The following is a 26,061-nucleotide window of genomic DNA, read 5'->3' on the forward strand; positions in this document are numbered from 1 at the left end:
GACCGCAGAAATTACCCACGGCTGCCTGGATCAACCCGCCGACCATGGAGAAAAAGGCTGCCTGAAAACCGAGATTTAGACACTCACCAATTCAACAAGGTGTTTCAAATTCATTGACACGCTCCGGACAACGAAGATATCGCAAACGTAACTGCTGAGCTTCTTAGTATCTACGGATTCACTGTACAGGCGGCGGTGTCTGGCCAAACGGGTATAGCAACCGCCATTAGTTTTCGTCCTGATGTCGTTTTATTAGATTTGAGTATGCTAGACACTAGCGGTACTGATGTCGCAAATGCTCTACGTGTTCGTTTGCTCGATGAATTGACCCACTCAGTTTGACCCGCCTTCCACTGCCTGGCAAACGCTGCCACGCGGTCATACGATCCCTCATAACCGAGTTCTGTCAGGTCCGCGTGGATCTGTTTCAAACTGCGGCGCTGCTTGCGCGGCTTGCCTGCTTCGGCCTTGAGCCATCCTGATAATTGCAGAGAGTATTTGTCTAGCCCGCTCGCTATACGCCGCTCGGCATAGCTGGGCTCTGTCATTTCCGATCGTAGATAACGTCGGACTGTATTGCGCGAGATGCCGAGTCGTCGAGCAATCTCCTGGTCGACACGTGTGCTCTGTCTGCTCCGTACGAGTAGATCTAAGTATTTGCTTCAGGAGACTCTGGGCGGCTAACGCTAAGTGTTTTTCCTCGCGACCAGAGAGCGACCAGAAACAAAAAAGCCCACGAACCGAAATTCGTGGGCTTTCTTGATGAATCTTGGTAGGCCGTGCGGGATTCGAACCTGCGACCAACGGATTAAAAGTCCGCTGCTCTACCAGCTGAGCTAACGACCCTTAGGTATGACACCTAGGCACTTTCGGAATGGTAGGCCGTGCGGGATTCGAACCTGCGACCAACGGATTAAAAGTCCGCTGCTCTACCAGCTGAGCTAACGACCCCCGAAAGAAGCGAGATTATAGGGGACACCCGCCCAGCTGTCAAATACCCAGCGGTAATTATTTGCCGCCCAGGCGCTCCTTGGCGGTGGCCGCCGCCGGCGAATCCGGGTACTGCTTGATCAGGTCTTGCAGTGTCTTTTTGGCAGCCTTGTCTTTCAGCTCAGTCTGGCAGCTGGCGATGTTCAGCATGGCGTCCGGCGCTTTCGGGCTGTCGCTGTAGTTCTTCAATACCACCAGCTGAGCGGCGATGGCGGCCTTGCAGTCGCGCTGGGCGTAGTAGGCGTTGCCGAGCCAGTATTGGGCGTTGGAGGCGTAGCTGGAACCCGGATAGCGCTGCACGAATTCCTGCAGGGCGGTGCCGGCCGCCTTGTAGTCGCCGGCCTTGAACAGCTGCATCGCCGCGTCGTAGTTGCGCTGTTCGCTCGGATCGACCTGCGCGGTCTTGCCGTCGATGGTCACTTCGCGCGGCTCCAGCTTGCGCAGGCGCGCGTCGAGGTCGACGTAGAAGTCTTTCTGGCGTTTTTGCGTGTTGGAGATGTCGTTGGCCAGCACTTCGATCTGGCCGCGCAGCTTGGCGATTTCCTGCAGCAGGTTTTCATTCTGGGTCACCAGGTCCAGGGTGCTGGATTTGTCGGACTTGGTGTCGATGCGCGCCTGCAGGTCGGCGCGCATGGCTTCGACCTTGGCGCGCAGGTCGAGCAGGGCTTTGCGGGCTTCGTCGTCGTCGAACAGGCCGGCATGGGCTTGCAGCGGCAGCCAGACGGTCGCGGCCAGCAGGGCGGCGCTCAGGCCGGATTTGGAGAATTTCATCATGTCGGGCGCTTTCTACACAAATCAAAAAAAGAAACGGGGCGGGACGCGGATAACACCGCGCGCCGCCCCGTATTATGCCTGTGACCCGGCAAAAAGGTAGTGCTTTTGATTACTTGTAGACGATGTCAGCACGACGGTTTTGCGCCCATGCTTCTTCGTTCGAGCCGGTGGCTTTTGGTTTTTCCTTGCCCAGCGAAACGGCTTCGATCTGCGATTCCGGCACGCCCAGGGTGGTCATGGCCTTGCGCACGGCTTCCGCACGCTTCTGGCCCAGGGCCAGGTTGTACTCGGCGCCGCCGCGTTCGTCGGTGTTGCCTTGCACCAGGATCGAACGGTTTTTGTTCTTCACCAGGTAGGCCGAGTGGTTTTCCACCACTGGCTTGCCATCGGCGCGCACCACGTAGCTGTCGAAGTCGAAGTACACGCTGCGGTTAGCCAGCACGCCTTTTGGATCGTCCAGCGGGTCCAGCGATTTGGTTTCCACTGGCGCCACGGTGCGGGTGTCGGCTTGCGGGGTCACTGCTTTTTCTACTGGACGCTCAACCACTGGTGCCGGCTCCGACACTTTGACTGGGGTCGAGCAAGCCGACAGGATGGCGGCGGTGGTAACGGCAAAAGCCAGACTGCTGAGTTTACGCATAATGATTCTCCTAGTAGTGAAACGTCATAATTTACTGCATGAACGGACCCCAGGTGGGCTCCTTGATGTTGCCCGCCTGAGTGGTCAGGCGTTGTTTTACACGTCCATCCACCGACACCACGGCCAGCGACTTGCGGCCGCCTGCGCGGGTGGCGTACATGATGTATTTGCCGTTAGGGGCGAAACTTGGCGATTCGTCGTCGGTGGTGTCGGACAGGCGCTGCTCCTGGCCGCTGGTCAGGTCCAGCACGAACAGCTGGAAGTTGCCGTCGCGGCGCGAGATGTAGGCCAGGGTCTTGCCGTCGGCCGAGATGCGCGGGCTGATGTTGTAGCTGCCGCCAAAGGTCACGCGCTTGACGTCGCTGCCGTCCGGGTTCATGCGGTAGATTTGCGGGCCGCCGCTGCGGTCGCTGGTGAAGTAGATGCTGCTGCCGTCGGCCGACCATTGCGGTTCGGTGTCGATGCCGCTGCTGTTGGTGGCGCGCTGCAGGTTGCTGCCGTCGGCGTTGACGGTGTAGATCTGGGTGTTGCCGCTCTTGGACAGGGCCACCGCCAGCTTGTTGCCGCTTGGCGCCCAGGCCGGCGCCGAGTTGCTGCCTTTTTCATTGGCCACCACGGTGCGCGCGCGGGTGATCAGGTTTTGCACGTACACCACCGGTTTTTTCTGTTCAAACGACACGTACGCCACCTTGGTGCCGTCCGGCGACCACGATGGCGAAATGATTGGCTCGTTCGAGCGCAGCGCCAGCTGTTCGTTTTCGCCGTCGGCGTCGGCCACCATCAGCTGGTAGTTGCGGCCTTCCTGCTTGACATAGGAGATGCGGGTGGAGAAGGCGCCGCGGATGCCGGTCAGCTTGAAGAACACGTCGTCGGCGATCAGGTGGGCCGACAGGCGGGTGAACTGGGCGGTGACGGCCTTGTCCAGGTTGGAGATCTTGGCTTGCTTGACGGTGTCCAGCAGCTTGTAGCGCACGTCATAGCGGCCGTCGGCCAGGGCGTCGACGGTGCCGACCACCAGCGCGTCGGCGCCCTTGGCTTTCCAGCCGCTGTAGTCGATGTTGTTGACGTCGGTGACCACGCCGGCGTCAATGATCTTGAAGGCGCCGCTGCGTTCCAGGTCGGCCTTGATGATTTCCGAAATCTTCTGCGGCGAGACGTTTTCGTTGGCGAAGCCGGCGATCGCCACCGGGATCTGATTGCTGCCGACGCCGGAAATTTCAATCCGCATCTGGGCGTGCGCGCTGCTCATGGTGGCGGCGATGACCAGACCGGTGTAGAGCATGTTCAGTTTTTTCATATCAGTGCATTTCCTTCAGTTTGAAGACGAGTTCCAGGTCACGCTCAACCGTACCATCTTTTTTCTTGGGTAGTGGGGACGATTTGGTGATCGCGTTTTCGATCGCGTTATCGTAAGCGAGCGAGCCGCTGCTTTTCACCTTGCGCACGCCGATCACTTCGCCCGACGGCAGCTGGGTGATCACATAGGTTGCGCTCAGGCTGTCGTCCTGCTCGCCGTAGACCAGATTGCTCTTGATCTTGGCGCGGATGGCTGCCGCGTAGCCGCCGTCGGCGCGGCCGCCGGTCGACTGGGCCGCGGTGCCGGTGCTGCCCTTGGCGGCATTGCCGGTGATGCGGCTCATCTCGGCGGCAAACGCTTTTTCGCGCGCGGCCTTGTCGGCTTTTTCCTTGGCCAGTTTTTCGGCGGCGGCTTTTTTCTTCTCTTTTTCAGCGGCCAGGGCTTTTTCCTTCTCTTCCTGCTCGGCTTTTTCCTTGTCTTCCCTGGCCTTCTGCTCGGCCTTCTTCTTGGCTTCCAGCTTGGCCAGCTTCTCGTCTTCGATTTTCTTCAGGCGCGCCTGTTCCAGCTTTTCAGCTTTCTCTTCTTCCAGCTTTTTCTTCTTGATGCGCTGCAGGGCGATTTCCGGATCTTCCTTCGGCTCCGGCGGCGCTTCCACCTTGGGCGGCGGCGGTGGCGTCTTCACCACTTCCGGCTCCGGCTCGGGCTGCGGGGCCGGCTCCGGCGTGGGCGCTGCCGGGGCGGCGTCCTGCACCTTGATGTCCCAGATTTCGGCCTGGACTTCGGTGGGTTCATTGTTTTGCCAGCTCACGCCCACCCACAGGAACAGCAACAACACGGCGTGCATCGCCACCGCCAGCGTGATCGAACGCCAGCTGTCGTGTTGTCGCGGAACCTTGTACGGACCGCCTGCGGTTGCGGGTTTCATCGTTTGCATTTACTTGGTCGACAGGCCCACGCGCGTGATGCCCAGTTTCTTCGCTTCCGAGATCAGTTGGATGACGTCGTCGTACTTGCTGTCCTTGTCGCCGGCAATCAGCACCGGATAGTCCGGATGCGCCGCGTGGATGGTGCGCAGCTTGCGCACCAGGGCGTCGCGGTTGGGCGCGGTTTCCGGCGCGTCCTCATCCTTGCCTTTGATGCCGATCGACAGCGCGCCGTTCGGCTTGAGCACGATCTGCACATAGTCGCTGGGCGGCTTGGTGGATTTTTCCGCGCGCGGCAGGTCGACCACGCTCGGGTCGTTGGCCGACGGCATCACCATGAAAATGATCAGCAACACCAGCATCACGTCGATGTAGGGCACGACGTTGATCTCGGACTTGAGCTTGCGGCCGCGGCCGCCACGCATGCTGCTGGAGAATGAAGAAGCCATAGTGATTAACGCGATTGACGCTGCAGGATGTTGGAGAACTCTTCCACAAAGCTCTCAAAACGGATCGCCAGGCGGTCCACGTCGTACGAGAAACGGTTGTAGGCGACAAACGCCGGAATCGCCGCGAACAGGCCGATGGCGGTGGCGATCAGCGCTTCGGCAATGCCGGGCGCGACGGCGGCCAGGGTGGCCTGCTGCACATTGGCCAGGCCGCGGAAGGCGTTCATGATGCCCCACACCGTGCCCAGCAGGCCGATGTACGGCGACACCGAGCCGACCGAGGCCAGGAAGGCCAGGTGCGATTCCAGCGCATCCATCTCGCGCTGGAAGGCGGCGCGCATGGCGCGGCGGGCGCTGTCCAGCACGGCGCCGGCATCCATGTTGTCGCGGCTGGCGGTGTAAGCGGCTTTCGACTTGATGAACTCGCCCATGCCGGCTTCGAAGATGCGCGCCAGCGGGCCGCTGTTGGCGCGGTCCTTGCCGGCGTTCTGGTACAGGGCGTGCAGGTTGCCGCCGGCCCAGAAGGTCTTTTCAAATTCCACCGTCAGGCGGCGCGCCGATTTGATGGCAAACAGCTTGCTGAAGATGTAGGTCCAGCTGGTCAGCGAGATGATGAACAGCAGCGCCATGATCAACTGCACGATCAGGTGCGCATTGGTGATGAGGGACAGGAAAGAAAGGTCTTGGGTGACGTTCATTGTTTATCAGTCTGTTTTGGTGGTGTGACGCATTTTGTCGGCGACGATCGCAGGAACGGCGCGCGGACGCAGGGCAGAATCGACGCAACCTACCTTGACCCGCGCCGTGTTCAGCAATGTTTCGCCGCGCCACGCTTCCTGCTGGAAAACGATGGAGGCGCGGCCGATTTTTTCGATACTAACCGTTAATTTTAGTTCATCATCGAGCTTTGCGGGCGCATGATATTCCGCGCTCACGCTTTTGACGACGAACAGGGTGTCGTGCTCGGCCAGCAGGTTGTGCTGGTTGACATGCAAGGCGCGCAGCCATTCAGTGCGCGCGCGCTCGAAGAATTTCAGATAGTTTGCGTAATAGACGATACCGCCGGCGTCGGTGTCTTCGTAGTAGACCCGGACGTTCCAGATGAAATCTGCAGACATGTTGTTTTGACTACTAGTGTAATTGAGCAAGATTCTACGCGATATTGTTGTTTTGGTTGAACTTTATCAACTGGCGCGCAAAAGTGCCCCGCTCGGAAGTAAAGCGGTTTCCTTCCCATTTGCCAAGCTTTGTAACAATGGCTTACGAATTCGGGTCATTCCGGCGGCGGCCGGCATCCATGTTGAGCCAGCGTTCTATGGATTCCGGCCTGCGCCGGCATGAGGTCAGGTGCTGCGTTTGACGTTCAGGGCGCCGTAGCCCTGGCAGGTCGGCATCATGTCGATACGGTTGATGTTGACATGCGGCGGGAGGGTGGCGATCCAGTAAGCGGTGTTGGCGATGTCCTCGGCGGTCAGCGGCGTGGTGCCTTCATAGACTTTGGCTGCTGCAGCGTCATCCTTCAGGCGCACGTTGGAGAATTCGGTGCCGCCGCACAGGCCGGGGGCCAGGTTGGTGCAGCGCACGCCGGTGCCGGCCAGGTCGGCGCGCAGGTTTTGCGTGAACTGGTTGACGAAGGCCTTGGTGGCGCCGTACACATTGCCGCCCGGATAAGGCGTGGAGCCGGCGATCGAGCCGATGTTGATCACGGTCCCGCTATTGCGCTCCACCATGCCCGGCAGGATGGCGCGGGTCATCGCCACCAGGCCGCTGACGTTGGTGGCGATCATGGTGTCCCAGTCGTCCAGCGAGGAAGTGTGGGCCGGCGTGACGCCCAGCGCCAGACCGGCGTTGTTGATCAGGACATCGATATGGCGCCACTCCGCCGGCAAGCCGTCCAGCGCGGCCTTGATCGAGTCGCGGTCGGTCACGTCCAGCACGATCGGGCGGACGGCGTCGCCCAGTTCGGCCGACAGGGTTTGCAGGCGGTCTTCGCGGCGGCCGCTGATCAGCACTTGGTGGCCGTTTTTGGCGAAGATGCGGGCCATGGCGGCGCCGAAGCCGGCAGTGGCGCCGGTGATGAAGACGATCATGATCAGTCCTTGGGATGAGTGGAAAGGTGGACAAAATTGTAGCCGCAAACCGCGCCATCGGTTGTCTTGCTTTGAATGCAACTCATTTTCTTGCTCAAATCTGGCGCATCAAATACAATTTGGCTTCCATTACGTCTCACGTAACTGGCGAAAAGCTGGAGTGATCTGCAAAAATGCCCCACAATGGTGCGTTTTGGTCAGTCCGCGAAAGGTGGGCATCCACCGGGAAACGTGAGATTTCAACAGCCGTTCGCCTGGGCAGCCCTCGATGGAAAGCACGAAGAGGCTGCCGGTCCGCTATGGCTTCTCTCTTTCGATCCAACTGCCAGAAACAAGTTACTCATTCGATTGGAGTTTTTTCATGTTCGCAAAAGATCACACCCTCGCCAGCGTTGACCCGGAACTGTTCGGCGCCATCCAGAACGAAAACACCCGCCAGCACGATCACATCGAGCTGATCGCGTCGGAAAACTACACCTCGCCAGCCGTGATGGAAGCGCAAGGTTCGCAACTGACCAATAAATACGCCGAAGGCTACCCAGGCAAGCGCTACTACGGCGGCTGCGAGTACGTCGACGTGGTCGAGCAACTGGCCATCGACCGCGTGAAAAAGCTGTTCGGCGCGGAAGCGGCCAACGTGCAGCCGAACTCGGGCTCGCAAGCCAACCAGGGCGTGTTCTTCGCCGTGCTGAAACCAGGCGACACCATCATGGGCATGTCGCTGGCGGAAGGCGGCCACCTGACCCACGGCATGCCGCTGAATATGTCCGGCAAATGGTTCAACGTGGTGTCCTATGGCCTGACCGCCGAGGAAGACATCGACTACGCCGCCATGGAAGCGCTGGCCAAGGAACACAAGCCGAAGCTGATCATCGCCGGCGCCTCGGCGTTCTCGAAAAAAATCGACTTCGAGCGTTTCGCTGCCGTTGCCAAATCGGTGGGCGCGTACTTCATGGTTGACATGGCCCACTACGCCGGCCTGATCGCCGCCGGCCTGTATCCTAACCCGGTACCGCACGCTGACTTCGTCACCTCGACCACCCACAAGTCGCTGCGCGGCCCGCGCGGCGGCATCATCCTGATGAAGGCCGAGCACGAGAAAGCCATCAACTCGGCAATCTTCCCTGGCATCCAGGGCGGCCCGCTGATGCACGTGATCGCCGGCAAGGCCGTGGCCTTCCAGGAAGCGCTGCAGCCATCGTTCAAAGAGTACCAGCAGCAAGTGGTGAAAAACGCCGACGTGCTGGCCAAGACCCTGATCAAGCGCGGCCTGCGCATTGTGTCGGGCGGCACCGAGTCGCACGTGATGCTGGTGGACCTGCGTCCGAAGAACCTGACCGGCAAGGAAGCGGAAGCGATCCTGGGTTCGGCCCACATCACCTGCAACAAGAATGGCATCCCTAACGATCCGCAGAAGCCATTCGTGACTTCGGGCATTCGTCTGGGTTCGCCAGCGATGACCACCCGCGGCTTCAAGGAAGCGGAAGCGGAACAAGTCGGCAACCTGATCGCAGACGTGCTGGACAACCCGCACGACGCGGCCACCATCGAGCGCGTGAAAGCGGCGGTGAAGGTTCTGGCTGACAACTTCCCTGTCTACGCCAAGTAATACCACAGCGCGTCGTCCCGGCTTTTGCCGGGACGACGCTAACCAAAGCGCCTCTATGAAATGTCCGTTCTGCCAGCATGAAGATACCCAGGTCCTCGATACACGCGTATCGGAGGAGGGGGATGCGATACGCCGGCGCCGGCGCTGCGGAAAATGTGATAAACGGTTTACCACGTATGAGCGCATCGAGCTGATGATGCCGTATGTGGTGAAGAAAAATGGCAGCCGCACCGAGTACACCTCGGCCAAGCTGCGCGGCAGTCTGGAACTGGCCCTGCGCAAGCGGCCGGTTGCCGCGCCGGCGGTGGACGCCGCCATCGCTTCCATCGAAGAAAAGCTGCTGACCAGCGGCAAGCGCGAAGTCGAAACCGGCTACATCGGCGAGCTGGTGATGCAGGAGTTGAAGCGCCTCGACAACGTCGCTTACATCCGCTTTGCCTCCGTCTACAAAAACTTCGAAGACCTGGTGGAATTCCAGAACGCGATTGCCGAAGTGGGCCAGGAACGCAAAACCCCGCGCAAGAACTAGCCTGCTGCTGGCGCACTTTTGATACACCTCATACTCTCTGCTGTAAGCGCTGCTAACTTCTGACGAGTCTCCCCGACTTGCGGAGGTGTGCCATGCGCGCACGCGGCTATACCCTGTTGGAAATCCTGATTGCGGTGGTGCTGCTGGCGCTGGGCATCATGGGCGGTGTGGCGCTGCAAATGGCGGCGCTGCGGGCGCGTCACCAGGCCGTGCTGTTGTCGCAGGCCACGCAACTGGCCACCGCGCTGGCCGAACGCATGCGCGCCAATCCGGCGCAGACCGATCTCTACCTGACGCTCAATTACGACGCCCATGCCGAGCCGTCGCCAGCGCCGCCGCCAGCCTTGTGCCACGGCGATACCTGCGCCAGCGCGCACTTGGCGCTGGCCGACATGTATGACGCCAAGCTGCAGGTACGACAGGTCATGCCGGCCGGGCGCGTGGTGATTTGCCGCGATGCCGCTTTGTGGAGCGGCGGCGCGCTGCACTGGGCCTGCGTGGGCGGCGCGTCGGCGCCGCTGGTGGTCAAGGTCGGCTGGCGCGGCAAGAATCCGGACGGTACGCCGCTGGTGGATGCCGCCGGTGAAAGCGTGCCCGGCGTGGCGCTGGCGGTGGGAGCGGCGCCATGAAAGCGGCGTGCCGCGGCTGGGGCATGGTGGAGTTCCTGATCGCCATTGCGCTGGGTTTGCTGGTGACGTTGCTCGGCAGCGGATTGCTGATCGCGTCCGGCAGCAATTTCCGCAATCACAGCGACAACGCCTGGCTGGGCGATGGCGGACGCTATGCCTTGCAGGTGATGGCGCAGGCCATACGGCAGGGCGCTTACAGCAACTGGGACAGCGAGCTGGCGCCGCCGGCATTCACGCCGTCGGTGGATGGCCTGGATGCGGCCAGCATCAGCCGCAGTACCGACGGGATCAGCAAGCCGCTGCCGCCGGTGGCCAATGGCAGTGATGTGCTGGCCTTGCGCTTCTCTGGGTCTGGAGTGGGCGCCAATGGCGACGGCTCCGTGGTCAACTGCGGCGGCTTTGGCGTGGCCGGCGAGGCGCGCGGCTGGAGCATTTTTTATGTGGGGGCCGATGCGGGCGGCGAGCCGGAGTTGCGCTGCAAATACCGCAGCGCTTCCGGCTGGGGCGGGGATGCGATCGTGCGTGGCGTGGATTCATTTCAGGTGCTGTACGGCATTGATACCGATACGCCTGCGGATGGCGTGCCGAATACTTATCTGAACGCGACGGCTGTGCGCGCGCTGGATGCCTGGGCGCGCGTATGCAGCGTCAAGCTGGCCTTGTTGCTGCATGGCGAGCGCAACACGCGGGCGGATACGGTGGACATGCGGTTTGATTTATTTGGCGCCGCTTATTCGGAAGCGCATGGCGGCGACCAGGGCGTGCGGGTGGTGGAGGGGAGTTTGCCGCCGGCGCAGCGCTTGCGCGCGCGGCGCATGTTCAGCATGACGGTGGCGCTGCGGAATCGGGATGGCTGAATCATGGACCGGCAACGGGGAATCGTGCTGTTGGTCAGCCTGATGCTGCTGATCATGGTGATGCTGTTGGGCGTGTCGGCGGCGCAGTTGGCTTTGCAGAGCGAAAAAGCGGCGCGTGGCGAGCGTGATCGGGACGTGGCGTTTCTGGCGGCGGAGGATGCCTTGAAAGATGCGGAGCGGGATGTGCAGGCAAGCGGACCGTTTGCTGCGGACTGCGCTGCCGGGCGGCATGAGTATGCGTCCGCCAAGCCGGTGTGGCAGACGGTTGATCTGGCTGGCGGCGCTTGCACGCTGCCCTATGGCGCGCGCACCGCAGCGACGATGCCGACCGGCGAGGGCTTTCTGCCGTTTAAGAAGCCGCAGTACATCGTGGAGCGGATGGTGTGCCATCGCGCAGGAGACGATGCATCTGCCGCTGCGGCGCCGACTTATTGCTATCGCGTGACGGCAATTGGCTTTGGCGCCAGGCCGGAGACGGAAGTGGTGTTGCAAAGCGTGTTCAGCAAACCGGAGGAGTCGCCATGAGAGCGGATCGTCTGACTTTGTTTGTGGTGCTGGCGGTCTGCGTCGGCGCTGTCTCGCGTGCCGGCGCACCTGTGCTGGAAATCGATAGCTGGCCGGTCGCCGCCAGCTGCGCGCCAGCAGCGGGTACGGCGCGTGGCGCCATGCTGGTGCGTGCTGCGCCATTGTCCTCGGCCAGCGGTGGCGATCTGTATGAGGCCACGACGGATCTTGCCGATTGGGGCGGGCATTTTTCCCGCTATCGGTTGCAGGCCGGCGCGGGCGGCCCCTCCACGCTGGCCTGGGATGCCGGCGCCATTCTGAGCGGTAGCGCCGGCGCTGCTCCTGCGCCGGCGCCGGAGCAGCGCCAGATCTACACCTCGGTCGTGCAGGCGGATGGCGCGCTGTCGGTGATTCCCTTCGTCTGGTCGGCGTTGTCGGCGCAGCAGCAGGCGTTGCTGGATCTGGACGATCATGCCGGCGAGCAGCGCCTGGCCTATCTGCGTGGCGATCGAGCGCTGGAGGCCGGGCCGTTCCGCCGTCGTGGCAGCATCCTTGGCGACACCGTCCACAGCACGCCGGTGTACTACCGCGATGTGGTCTATCTTGGCGCCAACGACGGCATGCTGCATGCGTTCGACGCCGCCACCGGCGCAGAACGCTTTGCCTACGTGCCGGACGCCTTGATCGCGCAATTGCATCATCTCACCAGTCCGGCTTACGTTCATCGCGCGTTTGTGGACGGTCCCGCCAGCGCCGGCGAGGCCGGTGGCAAATCCGTGCTGGTATCCGCCATGGGCGGAGGCGCCAAAGGGGTGTTTGCGCTGGATATCTCCGACCCTGCCGATTTCGCTGGCGCGTTGTGGGAATTCACCGACCGCGATGATCCGCTGATGGGCAATGTCACCACCGTGCCGCAAATTGCCAGGGTGCGGGTGCGGCCGGGCGTGCATCGCCATTTTGCGATCGTCGGCAGCGGCATCAATAATGGCGATGACGGCAAGGGGGCCTTGTTCCTGCTGGCGCTCGATAAGCCGCGCAATGAGGGCTGGCTGCGCAACAGCAATTACTATCGCATCATCACGCCGATATCGGACCTCACGCAAGCCAACGCGCTGAGCGCTCCGGTGCTGTTGAATGATCGTGACGGCACGCTGCGCTATGCGTACGCAGGCGATTTGCAGGGCAATCTGTGGCGGTTTGATTTCAGCGGCAGCGCGCCGTGGGCGAAGGCGCCTGGCAAGCCGCTGTTCGTGGCGCGCGACGCCGATCGCCGCCGCCAGCCGATTACCCAGACGCCCTTGCTGGCCTTTGCCGCCACACGCGGTTACATGGTCATGTTTGGCACCGGGCGGCTGATCGAGCGCTCCGATCGGCGTGATGTGGCGACGCAGTCTTACTATGCCGTCATCGATAGTCTGCAATCACCGCCGGAGTCGGTTGCTGGCCGCCACCAGTTGACCCAGCGTTTTCTTGATGGCACGGATCTGCGCATGGAGCCGGGCAGCAAAGGCTGGTACATCGATTTCTTCCAGCCTGGCGAGCGCAGCATCAACACTGGCATGTTGGCGGATGGCGCGGTGCTGTTCAATACCGTGCTGCCAGGCGCTGATGCCTGCAGCGTCAATCGCAGCCGCAGCTTTGTGCTGAATGTCGTCAATGGCCTGCCGGACGAGGGCGGTGTGGTTGCGAGCCCACCGAAGCTGCTGCCGGATTATGTGCCCACGCCATCGCTGTTGCCGCAGACGGTCACGCGCGGCGTGCCTGATGCGATCGGGCGTATCCAGCAGGAGAGGGCTTACGCTGTCGTGCAAGCGGTTGGCGCGGGAGAGGTGAGGGAGAGTGGTGGCATGACTTCCACGCATCGCGTTGGCCGGTTGAGCTGGCGGGAGATCGTCAACTGGCGTGAACTGCATGAGGCCGCCAAATGAAGCGCGCGGGATTCAGCCTGATGGAATTGCTGGTGGCGTTGGTGATCGCGGCGGTGTTGGCGGCGTACGTGATGCCGGCTTACCAGCAGCATATTGTGCGTACGCGGCGTGGCGAGGCGCAATCCGCGTTGTTGAAGCTGATGATGCAGCAGGAGCGCTTTCACTCGCAGCACAACAGCTATATCGCGTTCTCCGCCGGCGCGGCGGACGCCGAGGCGCGCCACTTCCAGTGGTGGAGTGGCGCCAGTGCGCCGGCCAGTGCCTATGAAATAGAAGGCAAAGCCTGCGATGGCGAGCTGATTTCGCAGTGCGTGCAACTGATCGCGCGGCCCGGCACGGCGATGGTCGACAGCCGCTTCCGCGACGACGACTGCCTTACGCTGACGCTCACCAGCAGCGGCCTGCGCCTCGCCAGCGGTCCCGCCGCAGGATGCTGGCCATGAGCGCCCACACCCGCGCCGCCCATGCCGCCGCTGCCGCCGCCGGCGCCCGGACCGCGCGCGTCGGCGCCGCTCACGCCGTCCATGGCGCAGATGACGCCCGGACCGCCCACGCGCCCCAGGCTGGCTTGACGCTGATCGAGTTGCTGGTGGTGCTGACGCTCGCCCTCATCCTGCTCGGTGCTGCCGCGCCGGCCTTTCAGCAATCGCTGCAGCGCCTGCGCTTGCAGGCGGCCACCAACGACCTGCTGGCCGCCATCGACCTGACCCGCTCACTAGCCATGGCACGCGGCAGCAAAGTCCTGATGGCGCCCTTGGACCCATCCGGCGCCAACTGGCAAAGCGGCTGGATCATTTTCCAGGACCGCAACGGCAACCGCCGCCCGGACCCCGACGAACCGCCGCTTTACCGCCACGAGGCGCTGCGCCCCGACATTACCATCACGTCCCGCTTCACCTCGGGCGGCACGCCCACCTACATCGCCTACAACGCCGCCGGCCGCACCTGCCGTGCCGACAACGCCCTGACCGCGCGCTGGGGCACACTCACCCTCGCACAAGGCAAGCTCACCCGCAACGTCATCATCAATATGCTGGGACGCGTGCGCGCCTGCGACCCGGACGCCGATCCCTCCCACTGCACCAGCGCCGCGCTGTGAACTAGCCTATATAATGACGCGATATCAGACTCCGCAGGAACGACGTGAACATCAGCAACGATTTGGAAGGCATGACACTGGCGCTGGCGTGGGCGGCCAAGGGCTTGTACACCACTGCGCCCAATCCGCACATCGGTTGCGTTATCGTGCGCGATGGCGTGGTGATCGGTGCCGGTGTCACGCAAAAGGCCGGTAGCGACCATGCTGAAATCCAGGCGCTCAAGGACGCGCAGGCGCGCGGCCACGATGTGCGCGGCGCCACCGCCTACGTCACACTGGAGCCGTGCAATCACCACGGCCGCACGCCGCCATGTTCGGACGCGCTGGTGCGCGCCGGCCTGGGCCGCGTGGTGGCAGCGATGGAGGATCCGAATCCGCTGGTGGCCGGGCAGGGCATGGCCAAGCTGGCGACCAATGGCATCGAGACCAGCGTCGGGTTGCTGGCCGAGCAGGCGTATGAGCTGAATATCGGCTTTTTCTCGCGCATGACGCGCGGCCAGCCATGGGTACGCATGAAAACCGCCGCCAGCCTGGACGGCATGACGGCCCTGCACAATGGCGTCAGTCAGTGGATTACCGGGCCGGAGGCGCGCGCGGATGGTCATCACTGGCGCGCGCGTGCCTGCGCCATTCTGACCGGCATCGGCACCGTCAAGGCCGACGATCCGCAGCTGAATGTGCGTGCGGTGGACACGCCGCGCCAGCCGCGCCGCATCGTGGTCGACAGCAGACTTGAGATTGACCTTTCCGCCAAAATATTGGCAGGGGGCGGGACGTGGATTGCCGCCGCTACCAGCAACCCCGGGAAAGAAGCGGCGCTGGCCGCAGCCGGCCACGAGGTCATCATGCTGCCCAACGCCACCGGCAAGGTCGATCTGCCCGAATTGATGCGCGAGCTGGGCCGCCGTCAGATCAACGAACTGCACGTGGAGGCGGGCGGCAAGCTGAATGGCTCGCTGATCCGCGAAGGCTGCGTCGACGAGTTGCTGGTGTACCTGGCGCCGACCCTGATCGGCGACGCGCAAGGCATGTTCGCCTTGCCGGCGCTGACCGACCTGTCCCACAAAAAAAACCTGGCATTCCACGAGGTTAAGCAGATCGGCCAAGATTTGCGTATCCTTGCACGATTCACTCATTAGGCATTAGGAAGAAATATGTTCACTGGTATCGTCGCCGCTGTCGGCAAAATTGAATCGGTCCAACCGCTGGAAGGCGGCTCGTTCGCGGGCGTGCGCCTCGACATCAACGCCGGCGGCCTGCCGCTGGCGGATGTGGCGCTGGGCGACTCCATCGCCATCAACGGCGCCTGCATGACGGTGGTGGAAAAAGACGCCACCAACTTCCGCGTCGATGTCTCGCGCGAAAGCCTGAACAAGACCGTCGGCCTCGACACGCTGACCGAAGTCAATCTGGAAAAAGCGCTGACGCTGAATGAGCGCCTCGGCGGCCACCTGGTGTCCGGCCACGTCGATGGCCTGGGCGTGGTGCGCAAGTTCGAGCCGGTGGGCGAGTCGTGGGAACTGGTGGTGGAAGCGCCGCACGATCTGGCCAAGTTCCTGGCCTACAAGGGCTCGATCGTGGTCAACGGCGTATCGCTGACCGTCAACCGCGTGACCGACATCGGCACCGGCGCCGACCTGGTGTGCCAGTTCTCAATCAACCTGATCCCGCACACCATCGCTGTCACCACGCTCAAGCACCTGACCGTGGGCGCCAAGGTCAACCTCGAAATCGACCTGATCGCCCGCTACGTCGAGCGCATGGTGTCGGTGTGCGGCGCGACCGGCCCCAGATAGCGGATTAGCCGGCCGCGGCCACTCATTGCAGTAGTTGTGGCGCCGCGCCCGTCCCGGCGACTTCCTGCGGCAGCAGTTTGAAGACGGCCACCGCCTGCACCAGCTGCAGTGCGCGCGCCTTGAGGTCTTCTGCGGCGGTGGTATTCTGGGCCACCAGTGTCGTGTTGTGCTGCGTGGCGCGGTCGATCTGATTGACCGCTTCGCCCATCTGCTGCACGCCATGGCTCTGCTCCGCGCTGGACGCGGTGATGTCGGCAACGATGTCGCGCACGCGCTGGATCGCCCCCACAATCTCGTCCATGCTGCCGCCCGCCTGGTGGACCAGCACGGCGCCTTCCCCGACCTGTTCGACGCTGCGCCCGATCAGGTGTTTGACATCCTTCGCGGCGGTGGCGGTGCGTTGCGCCAGATTGCGCACCTCGGATGCGACCACGGCGAAGCCGCGCCCCTGCTCTCCGGCGCGGGCCGCTTCCACTGCCGCGTTCAAGGCCAGGATATTGGTCTGGAAAGCAATCGCGTCGATCACGCTGATGATGTCGCCGATCTTGCGGCTGCTGTCGTTGATGCCTTGCATGGTAGTGACCACCCTGGCCACCACTTCGCCGCCTTGCACCGCCAGCGCGGCGGCGTCCTGGGCCAAGTGGTTGGCCTGCTTGGCGTTGTCGGCGTTATTGTGTACGGTGGCGCCAAACTGTTGCATCGAACTGGCGGTCTGCTGCAGCGCGCGGGCCTGCGTTTCGTTGCGGTCCGACAGATCCTGGTTGCCCCGCGCGATCTGGACGCTGGCGCTGGCCACGCTTTCGGAATGCTGGCGCACTTTGGCCACCACGCCGGCCAGACTTTGCTGCATTACGGCCAGCGCCGCCAGCACCGAGGATTGGCCGTTGCCGGCGACCTTCAGCCTGGCCGTCAGGTCGCCGTTCGAGAGGGCGTTGACTGCCCTGCGCAGGTCGGCCGGATCAGCGCCCAAGTCGCGCCACACCGAACGCAGGGTGGCTGCCGAGACGATCACCAGGGCAATCAGCACCGCCGCACCGGTGCCGATGCTTGCCCACAGGTGGTGGCTTTCGCTTTCCATCGCGCCTTGGCCGCGCGCGTCGATATTGCGCAGGCCCTCGTTGATACCTTGGGTTAGTTTCTTGTCCAGTTCCGCCGACGCCGCCTGCATCTGGCCTGCAGTCTCGCCCAGGTCGCTTTGCGCTATCATGGCCCGCCCCACCTTCAGCGCCGCCGCCGTGTAGACCGCCGAGGTCTTGCTGATGTCGTTCTGGTCGGCGCCCAGGGTGCGCAGTGCGCTGACCGCGTTCGCGAGTTCGGCGGCCATGCGTTCGGCCTCATCAAGTTTGCCTGCATCGGCTTCCGTGACGGCCGCCTTGACGGTGTCGCGGAAGCGCAATGTCGCGATATTGGCGCGTATCATGGCGGCCAGGGCGGGTGTTTCGACTTTTTGCAGATGGTGGATTTGCGAGAAGGCGCGTTGCCCCACGATGTAGCTGATCACGCCCCCCACCATGATGATCAGACTGGCCACTATGGGGAGTAGCAGGATCTTGGTCTTGAAGTTCATTTTTTGCATTTCTTAATGGGGGACATGGAAAAGAATGTCGCCGCCTATTTGACGAGTACTTTCACGCTGGCGTCCACTGCGGTGGCGTTGATATAGCCGATGGCCGCCTTATTGGCCGCCACCGCGGCCTTGACCTCGGCGTCGCCGTCCACCACCTTGGGCGGTGTGGCCTTGCCGGCGAACATCAGGTTGGCCCATGCCGCCTTGATGCTGCCGGTGGATTTGCCCAGCATGGACGCGAAACTGCTTTTTGCCGCGTTATCCGCCTGGTCCAGCGCAACGATCGGCGTGCCGTCGGCCCAGGACAGCTGGGCTCCGGTAAAGATCTTGCTCACCAGTGCCAGGTCGCCGGTGTGGGTGTTGGCCTTGTTGACGATGACCACCATGTCGCCGCAGCGGCCGGCGCCAGCCAGGCCGGTCCAAAGCATCAGCGCCAGAGAGACGCGTTTGAAATTGTGCATGTTGAGATTCCGTGGCGTGTTAGAAAATGAAATTGACGCTGGCGCCCAGCATGTTCCAGTGTGAATGGGCAGGTTGCGCATCGGGATCCGGCGTGCCGCCGGGGCTGGATGCCAGCCATTGGCTGTAAGCCAGGGCGTAGCCGGCGTTGCGGTGCCCCTCCAGGCGCAGCGCGACGTTGTCGTTGACCTTGTAGGTCAGGCCCAGGGTGAGGGTGGTTTGTCGGCTCCTGTCGCCTGGCGCGTCGCCGATGCGGATGGTATCGTAGCGAACGAAAGGTTTGATGGCGTCGTTGACCGCATATGCCACTTGCGCATAGGCGGTGCGGCTTTTCTGGCCGTTGAAGCTGGAGCGGCCAGCTTCCGCCTTGAGGTCCCAGTGTTCGTTGACGTAGTCCGCCGATAGCAGGCGGACTGCATTCACACCCTTGCCGAACACCGGCAGGTTGCTGTCGCTTTCTTCCACGCGGCTGCGGAAACCCGATGCCATCAGCCGCAAGCCCTCGACCGGCGTGTATGTCACGTTAGCCCCCGTCAGATTGTGATAAACCGTGGTCGGAGGCGTCTCAGGTGACGGCGCAACCTCGCCGGTGTAGGCGGTCAGCACGATGCTGCCCGTGCCCAGAGCCTGGGTCAGGCTGGCGTTGACGCCACGCATGTTTTCATAAGTGAAGCTGCTGCCGTCCTGATACATCAGCGGCGGGAGCGTGCTTTGCTGCAGGAAGCGGGCGTCAATGATCTCGTTGTACAGGCCGATCGGCAGCTTGATCTGGCCGCCGCGCAGGGTCAGCGCCGCGTTGACGCGGTAATCCACATAGGCCCAGTCGAGATGGCTGACGCTGGCGGTGTTGTGCAACTGTACCCATACCCGGGTGCGGTCGGCTACTTCAGCCGTAAACAAGAGCGAAACCAGGCTGTCATCCCAGCTGCCGCTGCCATCCTCGCGGAAGTAGCTGGTATGACCGTAGCCGTGCACGGCGATGTCGCCTACGTCGACCGCCATCGCCGGCGCGACGGACAGCGCGGCGACCAGGGCGAGGGACAGGCGCAGCGGTGAGCGCTGCCGTGCGTGGATGGGATGGGCTTGACGGGACACGGGATGCATGGATTTTCTCGCTGTGAAAGTCGTGGGCTGCGGGCGGGTTGGGACGGATGCCCACTCTAGCGCCTCAGCTGAACGGCAACTATCGGCGCATTCTGAAATTTCCGTAGGGAAATCCCGATGTATCTTGTTGGAAATGCCTTGCGCCAGAGGGGGCGATGGATAAAAGCGGACTTTTGCGGTAGGGTTGACGTAAATCCTTTAAAATAGCGGGTTAATGCAATACGCTTGCTCAGCCTTGAAGGATTAAAAATGTCAATTTCCAGCACCGAAGAAATCGTCGCCGAGTTGCGCGCTGGCCGCATGGTGATCCTGGTCGATGAAGAAGACCGGGAAAACGAGGGTGACCTGGTGCTCGCGGCGGACTTCGTCACGCCGGAAGCCATCAACTTTATGGTCAAGTACGCGCGCGGCCTGGTGTGCCTGACGCTGACCGAGGAACGCTGCGACCAGCTTGAACTGTCGATGATGTCGACCAGGAACGGTACGGCCTTCGGCACCAACTTCACGGTGTCGATCGAGGCGGCCGAGGGCGTGACCACCGGCATCTCGGCGGCCGACCGCGCCAAGACCATTCAGGTGGCGGTCGCCAAAGACGCGCAGCCGTCGGACATCGTCCAGCCAGGCCACATCTTCCCGCTGAAAGCGCAAAAGGGCGGCGTGCTGATGCGCGCGGGCCATACCGAAGCCGGTTGCGACCTGACCGCCATGGCCGGCCTGACGCCAGCCTCCGTGATCTGCGAAATCATGAAGGACGACGGCACCATGGCGCGCCTGCCGGACCTGCTGGAATTCGCCAGGGAACACAATCTGAAGATCGGCACCATTGCCGACCTGATCCACTACCGCAGCCGCAACGAGTCGCTGGTGGAAAAAGCCGGCGAGCGCACGCTGAAGACCGCCCACGGCGATTTCCGCATGATCGCTTACCGCGACAAGCCGAGCGGTTCGGCCCACCTGGCGCTGGTGCACGGCGAAATCGTCAAGGGCAAGGAAACCCTGGTGCGCGTGCACCAGCCGGTATCCATCCTGGACATCCTGGAATCGGAAGCCACCACCCACTCGTGGAACCTGTCGTCCTCGATGGCGGCAATCAAGGCCGCCGACAGCGGCGTGATCGTGCTGCTGAACTGCGAAGAAACTGCCGAGCAGTTCTTCAACCAGTTCGAGGCGCTGTGCAAGCCGGAAGAATCCAAGCCGAAAGGCCGCGCGGCCAGCATGGACCTGCGCAGCTATGGCATCGGCGCGCAAATCCTGCGTGAAGTCGGCGTCTGCAAGATGCAGCTGCTGGCCAGCCCGCGCAAGATGCCGTCGATGACCGGCTTCAACCTGGAAGTGACCGGCTACGTCGCCAAACCCAACTAATTCAACCAACATACAAGAGGCCATCATGACCGTAGGAAGCTACGAAACCAACCTGAACGGCGAAGACCTGCGCATCGGCGTGGTACAAGCCCGTTTTAACGAAGACATCTGCCACGGCCTGCTGTCGGCTTGCCTGGCCGAGCTGAAGCATCTGGGCGTGGCCGATGAAGACATCCTGCACGTGACCGTGCCGGGCGCGCTGGAAGTGCCGCTGGTGCTGCAGAAGATGGCCGAGTCGCAGCAGTTCGACGCGCTGATCGCGCTGGGCGCGGTGATCCGCGGTGAAACCTACCACTTCGAGCTGGTGTCGAACGAATCGGGCGCCGGCATCACCCGTATCGGCCTGGATTATGGTATTCCTATCGCTAACGCCATCCTGACCACCGAAACCGACGAGCAAGCCGAAGTGCGCATGGCGGTCAAGGGCGCCGACGCCGCCCGCGTGGCCGTGGAAATGGCCAACCTGACCATCGCCCTGGAAGAGCTGAGCCAGGATCAGGGCGACGACGAGTAATCAAGAATAAAGGTAGAACCACAATGACTGAGAAGACTTTGCACGCCAACCCCAGCAAGAACCGCACGCCGCGTCACCGCGCGCGCGAGTTCGCGCTGCAAGGGTTGTACCAGTGGCTGCTGAATAACGAATCCGCCTCCACGGTGGTCAACCACATCCGCGGCGCGCACGGCTTCGACAAGGCCGATGCCGAGCATTTCACCGTGCTGCTGAACGGCGCCATCGCGTCGTCGGTGGAGCTGCGCGCGATCTTTGCGCCGCTGGTCGACCGCGGCATTTCCGAGCTGTCGCCGATCGAGCACGCGGTGCTGCTGATCGGCACCTACGAGCTGAAGAACAATCTGGAAATTCCTTACCGCGTGGTGATCAACGAGGCGGTGGAACTGACCAAGTCGTTCGGCGGCATCGACGGCCATAAATACGTCAATGGCGTGCTGGACAAGCTGGCGGCCCAGCTGCGTCCGGAAGAAGTGGCGGCGGACAAGAAGCGCTAAGCGGTTCCGGTATCGTTAAAAGCCACCCACGGTAGCGTGCGGTGGCTTTTTTTATTTGGGCGTTGACCGGCCAGGGCGGGGCTGGCGAGAATTGCTTTTCAGCTAATTCTGGAGCCGTATCATCGAATTGCAGACACCAGGCTGGCGCCGGCGCGGCTGGCTGGCGCTGGTCGCCGGCGCCCACCTGCTGGCGTTCATGGCGTGGAAGGCGCCTGAGCGGCCGCTGGCGGCCCCTCTCCGGCCGTACGAGCCCATCACCTACATCCTGACCCCGTTTAAACGGCCAGAGCCGCGTGCGACGCCGCCCGCGCCGGCAACTGCCGCGCGTTCGCCTGAACGGCAGCGGCCGGCGCCGTCGATCTCAGCGCCGCCACGGGTCGAGCCGCAGGCCATTACGCTGCCGGCACCGGCGCCGGTGGTGGAGGCGCCGCCCGCTCCGGCGGCGCCAGATCCGTTTGCCCTGCCAGCCAAGCCGCAGGAAGACCTCAAGCAGCGCGCCATCGGCGGCGCCGGCGAGATCGATCGTCAGCTGCGCAAGGAAGCATGGACTCAGCGCGACCGTAAATATGTCAACGACCAAACCGCATTGGCGGCAGCCATCGGCAAGGCGCACAAAGGCGAAAGTGGCGCGATCGGGGAGTTTGTTGCGTCGGACGGCAGCAGGGTGACCAAATGGCGGCTGCCAGGCGGTTCGGTGGTGTGCTACTACAAGGAGTCGAACAATTTCGGTGGCGGCCGGGATCCGTTCAAGGATTCCGGCCGCGTCACTGTGAGGTCCTGCCCGTGATTACAGGCCGGCGATCTGGGTGCCGCTGACCGATTTCTCGGCGGCAGCCACTGGCGGGGTTGCCTGCTTGGCCGGTGCGGCCGCAACTTGCTGCGGTGGGGTGATGGTTGGCACTTTCTTGCCCGCCGAGACTTGCTTCAGGCGGTTGTACTCGGCCAGAACGCGCGAACCATAACCATCGTCGGTTTCAAACGCGGCGGCGCCGACGTAGCTCTTCAGGCCGGCTTCCACCGAACCGCCACGGGTCACGTAATCCTTCAGGATCAGCGAGCCGACGCGGATATTGGCCACTGGATTCAGCGCGGCCTGCAGGCCGCCCATGTCCTGGAACTTCTCATGGTGCACCTTGGACATCACTTGCATCAGGCCTTGCGCGCCCATCGGGCTTTCCGCGAACGGGTTCAGGCCGGATTCGATCGACATCACTGCCAGGATCAGCAGCGGATCGAGTTTGATCTCGCGTGCCGTCAGGTAAGCGGTGGAGACCAGCATGTTGGCGGCGTCGCCAGCCACGCGGTAGCGCTTGGACAGCCAGTTGGTGACCCATTTCTGCTGCTTTTCAGTGCCCAGCAGGGCTTTTTCCTCGGCCGTCAGCGGTTCGCTGGCAGCGGCTGCGGTGGCGGCGGCTGGCGCTTCCATCAGAGCGTCCAGCGGTGGCGCGGTGACGGCTACGGCTTCAACCTGTTGCGTGCGGTTCAGGCTGTCGCTGAGGGCCTTGGCCAGGTCAGGACGGACAAACAGTACTGCCATTACTACTAAAGCGGTGACACCGACAATGGTCAAGGTGTGCTGGGCGGTGGTCAACACGCCCTTTGCCGAAATGCCTGACGTGGAGAACCACGCGGCTGGCTGGCGAGCCATGGATCGGGCAAGCGTAGCTGCACCGGTATTGCTATTAATCATAGAGTTCCCCTGAAATGTCCGTAAAAGCGATCCCCCGCCAGCGTCATACGCAGCTAAACAGGTGCTAATGCCGTGCATCAGAAATATCTCGTTCGTCGCCGCTGCGGAAGCGCGCGAGCCGAACGCCATCATTGCTTGCTTGTTGCTGATCTCTCCAGATGGAGTCAACCAGATGCAATACAACTACTACCGGGGAGGAAGGCAGACGCCTTGTGAAAACACTCCTTAAAATGTCATGTGGAGCCCCGACTCCGTGAATGTATGAGTGGCCTCAAAGGGCGGTACTCATCAAGTAGGGTGGATTGTAGAAGCCGTTTTATATCAAGTCAATACTAACGCGAACCGTCTTTATAACTTTTAAATCTAGAATTTTGCCTTGCATCCGGCGGAAAACCAATAAAATCAATCACTTGACCTGTATTTTTAAACAGTGCGCTTTAATGTAAGAAAATATTAAAAAACCGATGAAATATTCCGATCTACGAGATTTTATTTCTCAACTGCAACGGATGGGCGAACTTAAGCCCATTTTAACGCCCGTTTCGCCGCATTTAGAGATGACCGAGGTGTGCGACCGCACCCTGCGCGCCGGTGGCCCGGCCCTGCTGTTCCAGCATCCGACCGGACACAGCATGCCGGTGCTGGGCAATCTGTTCGGTACGCAGCGCCGCGTGGCGCTGGGCATGGGCGCAGAGAGCGTGAGCGAGCTGCGCAAGATCGGCCATGTGCTGTCGCGCCTGAAGGAACCGGAGCCGCCGAAGGACTTCAAGGATCTGATGGGCCTGGGCTCGCTGGTGAAGGCGGTGTGGGACATGGCGCCGAAAGAGCTGCGCGGCGCGCCGTGCCAGGAGATCGTGTGGGAAGGCGCGGATGTCGATTTGTCGAAGTTGCCGATCCAGCACTGCTGGCCGGGCGACGTGGCGCCGCTGATTACCTGGGGCCTGGTAATTACCAAGGGGCCTAATAAGAAGCGCCAGAATCTGGGCATCTATCGCCAGCAGGTGCTGGGGCCGAACAAGGTCATCATGCGCTGGCTGGCGCATCGCGGCGGCGCGCTGGACTTCCGCGAACATGCCATCCAGAGCAAAGGGAAGCCATATCCTGTCTGCGTCGCTTTGGGCGCGGACCCCGCTACTATATTAGGTGCGGTGACGCCGGTGCCGGATGCCTTGTCGGAATATCAGTTTGCTGGCCTGCTGCGCGGCAGCCGCACCGAGCTGGTCAAGGCCATCGGCAGCGAGCTGCGCGTGCCGGCTTCGGCCGAGATTGTGCTGGAAGGGCATATTTATCCGGACGAGAATCACCCGTCCGGCTACGAGCATGCGCTGGAAGGACCGTATGGCGACCACACGGGTTATTACAATGAGCAGGACTGGTTCCCGGTGTTCACCATCGACCGCATCACCATGCGCCGCGACCCGATTTATCACTCGACCTACACCGGCAAACCGCCAGATGAGCCGGCCATTCTGGGCCTGGCGCTCAATGAAGTGTTCGTGCCGCTGCTGCAAAAGCAGTTCAGCGAGATCACCGATTTCCACTTGCCGTCGGAAGGTTGCAGTTATCGCATGGCGGTGGTGCAGATCAAGAAGCAGTACGCCGGCCACGCCAAGCGTGTGATGTTTGGAGTGTGGAGTTTCCTGCGCCAGTTCATGTACACCAAGTTCATCGTGGTGGTGGATGAGGATGTGAATATCCGCGACTGGAATGAGGTGATCTGGGCCATTACCACCCGGGTTGACCCGACCCGCGACACCACGCTGGTCGACAATACGCCGATTGATTATCTGGACTTTGCCTCGCCGATCAGCGGCCTGGGCAGCAAGATGGGGATTGATGCCACCAACAAATGGCCGGGCGAAACCACGCGCGAGTGGGGCACGGTGATCACCATGTCGCCGGAAGTGAAAACACGGGTGGACCAGATTTGGCAGGAGCTCGGGCTGTAAGGTATAATGATGTCTGGCGGGCCCCTGCGCATTGTGGCATGGTCAACCTGGTCAGGTCGGGAACGAAGCAGCCACAGCCGTTCACCATAAGTGCCGCAGATCAGGCTCGCCTCCTTATTCATGAAAAAGCCGCCCTCGGGCGGCTTTTTGTTTATTCCGATTCCAGTTCGGCTTCAAACGGCCGTTCGGACGCCACCATCAGCGGATTTTCTTTCAGCAGGGCTGTTTCCGGCTTCAACCGGATCTGGTTCCTGGCGTCGGTGTTGTAGACCGCGTTGCCGACTTTCAGCTGGGCCGGGTGGTGGAACTTGAAGATCACCACTTTCGCGCTGGGCGCGAACATGCTGAGTGCCCCGGCCATTTTCTTGATGGCCTGATTCATCTGGCCGACGCTGCTCATCACCGGCGCGTAATTCCATTGCAGGCCGTCCGGCAACGGTGTCAGGGCTTCATAGCCGACTTTGGATTTTTCCTCTTTGGGCAGGCTGGTCATGATCCTGGCGTCGTCGGTCATCCATTTCGGATTGGGCACCAGCGGCAGGCGGAAGTCGGGCGACAGCGCCGGCAGCGGCTGGCGCTCGTTGCCGCTCACCACGGTCAACACCACGTCGGACGGCTTGTAGTTCTTGTTGAGCGGCTTGACGGTCAGGTAGAGGTTGATCTTGTCGCGCTCTGCGGCTGGCAGGGCGTAGAACTTGTCGAAGCGCAGGTCTTCCACCAGTTTTTTATAGGGGTGCCATTCGCGTTCATCAGCGTGGGCGGCGAGGGACAGCAACAGCAGCGGCGTCAGGGCAAGTTTTTTCATTTT

The 26,061-nt window shown here is 62.1% G+C and carries 28 protein-coding genes, 2 tRNA genes, 1 other RNA gene, 1 pseudogene and 1 riboswitch; of the genes and pseudogenes, 16 read left to right on the top strand and 16 right to left on the bottom strand.

Translation table 11 applies throughout. The features are described 5' to 3' along the window. Positions 1-347: 347 nt before the first annotated feature. The 11 genes and pseudogenes from ABDW57_RS17165 to ABDW57_RS17215 form a co-directional block, all read right to left on the bottom strand. Positions 348-605: pseudogene (locus tag ABDW57_RS17165) on the bottom strand (IS21 family transposase); the annotation flags it as partial. A 165-nt stretch (positions 606-770) separates the two neighbouring features. Further along, a tRNA-Lys gene (locus ABDW57_RS17170) sits at positions 771-846 on the bottom strand. Positions 847-875: 29 nt separating this feature from the next. Beyond that, positions 876-951: transfer RNA gene (locus tag ABDW57_RS17175), tRNA-Lys, on the bottom strand. Positions 952-1,008: 57 nt separating this feature from the next. Further along, entirely contained in the window at positions 1,009-1,764 is a 756-nt protein-coding gene (gene ybgF, locus ABDW57_RS17180) for a tol-pal system protein YbgF (RefSeq protein ID WP_343731393.1), read from the bottom strand. Between the two features lie 109 nt (positions 1,765-1,873). Further along, the gene (gene pal / locus ABDW57_RS17185; protein ID WP_343731394.1) at positions 1,874-2,404 is read right to left on the bottom strand and encodes a peptidoglycan-associated lipoprotein Pal; all 531 of its coding nucleotides are present in this window, start codon (positions 2,402-2,404) and stop codon (positions 1,874-1,876) included. Positions 2,405-2,435: 31 nt separating this feature from the next. After that, positions 2,436-3,701, bottom strand: a complete 1,266-nt coding sequence (tolB, locus tag ABDW57_RS17190; protein WP_343731395.1) for a Tol-Pal system beta propeller repeat protein TolB — start codon at positions 3,699-3,701, stop codon at positions 2,436-2,438. Position 3,702: 1 nt separating this feature from the next. Further along, positions 3,703-4,626, bottom strand: a complete 924-nt coding sequence (gene tolA / locus ABDW57_RS17195; protein ID WP_343731396.1) for a cell envelope integrity protein TolA — start codon at positions 4,624-4,626, stop codon at positions 3,703-3,705. Positions 4,627-4,635: 9 nt separating this feature from the next. Further along, positions 4,636-5,073, bottom strand: a complete 438-nt coding sequence (locus ABDW57_RS17200) for an ExbD/TolR family protein (RefSeq protein ID WP_343731397.1) — start codon at positions 5,071-5,073, stop codon at positions 4,636-4,638. 5 nt (positions 5,074-5,078) lie between these two features. Further along, positions 5,079-5,771 carry a protein TolQ gene (gene tolQ / locus ABDW57_RS17205; protein WP_343731398.1) on the bottom strand — a complete coding sequence of 231 codons (693 nt, stop codon included), beginning with the start codon at positions 5,769-5,771 and terminating at the stop codon, positions 5,079-5,081. Positions 5,772-5,777: 6 nt separating this feature from the next. Further along, complete coding sequence (ybgC, locus tag ABDW57_RS17210) at positions 5,778-6,191, bottom strand: tol-pal system-associated acyl-CoA thioesterase (protein WP_343731399.1); 414 nt, start codon at positions 6,189-6,191, stop codon at positions 5,778-5,780. 225 nt (positions 6,192-6,416) lie between these two features. Further along, positions 6,417-7,163, bottom strand: a complete 747-nt coding sequence (locus ABDW57_RS17215) for an SDR family NAD(P)-dependent oxidoreductase (RefSeq protein ID WP_343731400.1) — start codon at positions 7,161-7,163, stop codon at positions 6,417-6,419. A 130-nt stretch (positions 7,164-7,293) separates the two neighbouring features. Next, positions 7,294-7,430, top strand: a riboswitch (ZMP/ZTP riboswitch). A gap of 94 nt (positions 7,431-7,524) precedes the next feature. Between ABDW57_RS17215 and glyA the strand changes: the two genes are divergently transcribed. From glyA to ABDW57_RS17265, 10 genes are all read left to right on the top strand, one after another. After that, positions 7,525-8,772, top strand: a complete 1,248-nt coding sequence (gene glyA / locus ABDW57_RS17220) for a serine hydroxymethyltransferase (protein WP_343731401.1) — start codon at positions 7,525-7,527, stop codon at positions 8,770-8,772. A 55-nt stretch (positions 8,773-8,827) separates the two neighbouring features. Then, complete coding sequence (nrdR, locus tag ABDW57_RS17225) at positions 8,828-9,301, top strand: transcriptional regulator NrdR (protein WP_343731402.1); 474 nt, start codon at positions 8,828-8,830, stop codon at positions 9,299-9,301. Positions 9,302-9,393: 92 nt separating this feature from the next. Continuing rightward, on the top strand, positions 9,394-9,930 hold the full coding sequence (gene pilV / locus ABDW57_RS17230) for a type IV pilus modification protein PilV (RefSeq protein ID WP_343731403.1): 537 nt from the start codon (positions 9,394-9,396) through the stop codon (positions 9,928-9,930). Continuing rightward, complete coding sequence (locus tag ABDW57_RS17235) at positions 9,927-10,787, top strand: PilW family protein (RefSeq protein WP_343731404.1); 861 nt, start codon at positions 9,927-9,929, stop codon at positions 10,785-10,787. The genes pilV and ABDW57_RS17235 overlap by 4 nt, the downstream gene beginning before the upstream one ends. Positions 10,788-10,790: 3 nt before the next feature. Then, positions 10,791-11,312: a PilX N-terminal domain-containing pilus assembly protein gene (locus ABDW57_RS17240; RefSeq protein ID WP_343731405.1), complete on the top strand. Its 522-nt coding sequence runs from the start codon at positions 10,791-10,793 to the stop codon at positions 11,310-11,312. Further along, entirely contained in the window at positions 11,309-13,219 is a 1,911-nt protein-coding gene (locus ABDW57_RS17245) for a PilC/PilY family type IV pilus protein (protein ID WP_343731406.1), read from the top strand. The genes ABDW57_RS17240 and ABDW57_RS17245 overlap by 4 nt, the downstream gene beginning before the upstream one ends. After that, positions 13,216-13,662, top strand: a complete 447-nt coding sequence (locus ABDW57_RS17250) for a type IV pilin protein (RefSeq protein ID WP_343731407.1) — start codon at positions 13,216-13,218, stop codon at positions 13,660-13,662. The genes ABDW57_RS17245 and ABDW57_RS17250 overlap by 4 nt, the downstream gene beginning before the upstream one ends. Beyond that, complete coding sequence (locus tag ABDW57_RS17255; RefSeq protein WP_343731408.1) at positions 13,659-14,318, top strand: GspH/FimT family pseudopilin; 660 nt, start codon at positions 13,659-13,661, stop codon at positions 14,316-14,318. The genes ABDW57_RS17250 and ABDW57_RS17255 overlap by 4 nt, the downstream gene beginning before the upstream one ends. Positions 14,319-14,362: 44 nt before the next feature. Then, complete coding sequence (ribD, locus tag ABDW57_RS17260) at positions 14,363-15,457, top strand: bifunctional diaminohydroxyphosphoribosylaminopyrimidine deaminase/5-amino-6-(5-phosphoribosylamino)uracil reductase RibD (RefSeq protein WP_343731409.1); 1,095 nt, start codon at positions 14,363-14,365, stop codon at positions 15,455-15,457. Between the two features lie 15 nt (positions 15,458-15,472). Further along, positions 15,473-16,114: a riboflavin synthase gene (locus tag ABDW57_RS17265; RefSeq protein ID WP_343731410.1), complete on the top strand. Its 642-nt coding sequence runs from the start codon at positions 15,473-15,475 to the stop codon at positions 16,112-16,114. A gap of 22 nt (positions 16,115-16,136) precedes the next feature. On the opposite strand, the gene ABDW57_RS17270 is transcribed toward ABDW57_RS17265, so the two are convergent. The 3 genes from ABDW57_RS17270 to ABDW57_RS17280 are packed head-to-tail and all read right to left on the bottom strand — an operon-like array spanning position 16,137 to position 19,244. Then, positions 16,137-17,681, bottom strand: coding sequence for a methyl-accepting chemotaxis protein (locus ABDW57_RS17270; RefSeq protein WP_343731411.1), 1,545 nt, complete (start codon positions 17,679-17,681; stop codon positions 16,137-16,139). Between the two features lie 44 nt (positions 17,682-17,725). Next, positions 17,726-18,142, bottom strand: coding sequence for a hypothetical protein (locus tag ABDW57_RS17275; RefSeq protein ID WP_343731412.1), 417 nt, complete (start codon positions 18,140-18,142; stop codon positions 17,726-17,728). 19 nt (positions 18,143-18,161) lie between these two features. Beyond that, the gene (locus tag ABDW57_RS17280) at positions 18,162-19,244 is read right to left on the bottom strand and encodes a hypothetical protein (RefSeq protein WP_343731413.1); all 1,083 of its coding nucleotides are present in this window, start codon (positions 19,242-19,244) and stop codon (positions 18,162-18,164) included. Positions 19,245-19,493: 249 nt separating this feature from the next. Here ABDW57_RS17280 and ribBA point away from each other — a divergent pair, with 249 nt between their 5' ends. The 4 genes from ribBA (at position 19,494) to ABDW57_RS17300 (ending at position 22,401) form a co-directional block, all read left to right on the top strand. Beyond that, complete coding sequence (gene ribBA, locus ABDW57_RS17285; protein ID WP_343731414.1) at positions 19,494-20,606, top strand: bifunctional 3,4-dihydroxy-2-butanone-4-phosphate synthase/GTP cyclohydrolase II; 1,113 nt, start codon at positions 19,494-19,496, stop codon at positions 20,604-20,606. A 25-nt stretch (positions 20,607-20,631) separates the two neighbouring features. Next, entirely contained in the window at positions 20,632-21,120 is a 489-nt protein-coding gene (ribH, locus tag ABDW57_RS17290) for a 6,7-dimethyl-8-ribityllumazine synthase (RefSeq protein WP_155465017.1), read from the top strand. 23 nt (positions 21,121-21,143) lie between these two features. Beyond that, positions 21,144-21,614, top strand: coding sequence for a transcription antitermination factor NusB (nusB, locus tag ABDW57_RS17295; protein ID WP_343731415.1), 471 nt, complete (start codon positions 21,144-21,146; stop codon positions 21,612-21,614). Between the two features lie 127 nt (positions 21,615-21,741). Beyond that, positions 21,742-22,401, top strand: a complete 660-nt coding sequence (locus ABDW57_RS17300) for a hypothetical protein (RefSeq protein ID WP_343731416.1) — start codon at positions 21,742-21,744, stop codon at positions 22,399-22,401. Here the strand turns inward: ABDW57_RS17300 and ABDW57_RS17305 are convergent, their stop codons facing one another. After that, positions 22,402-23,262 (bottom strand): lytic transglycosylase domain-containing protein, encoded by an 861-nt coding sequence (locus ABDW57_RS17305; RefSeq protein WP_343731417.1) that lies wholly within the window; start codon positions 23,260-23,262, stop codon positions 22,402-22,404. Between the two features lie 506 nt (positions 23,263-23,768). Between ABDW57_RS17305 and ubiD the strand changes: the two genes are divergently transcribed. Further along, positions 23,769-25,253 (top strand): 4-hydroxy-3-polyprenylbenzoate decarboxylase, encoded by a 1,485-nt coding sequence (gene ubiD, locus ABDW57_RS17310; protein WP_343731418.1) that lies wholly within the window; start codon positions 23,769-23,771, stop codon positions 25,251-25,253. Between the two features lie 15 nt (positions 25,254-25,268). Continuing rightward, positions 25,269-25,367, top strand: an RNA gene (gene ffs / locus ABDW57_RS17315) — signal recognition particle sRNA small type. A gap of 37 nt (positions 25,368-25,404) precedes the next feature. Here ffs and ABDW57_RS17320 read toward each other — a convergent pair. Beyond that, positions 25,405-26,058 (bottom strand): hypothetical protein, encoded by a 654-nt coding sequence (locus ABDW57_RS17320; protein WP_343731419.1) that lies wholly within the window; start codon positions 26,056-26,058, stop codon positions 25,405-25,407. Positions 26,059-26,061: the final 3 nt, after the last annotated feature.

Source organism: Duganella sp. (genome assembly GCF_039595735.1).
Lineage (GTDB): Bacteria > Pseudomonadota > Gammaproteobacteria > Burkholderiales > Burkholderiaceae_D > Rugamonas.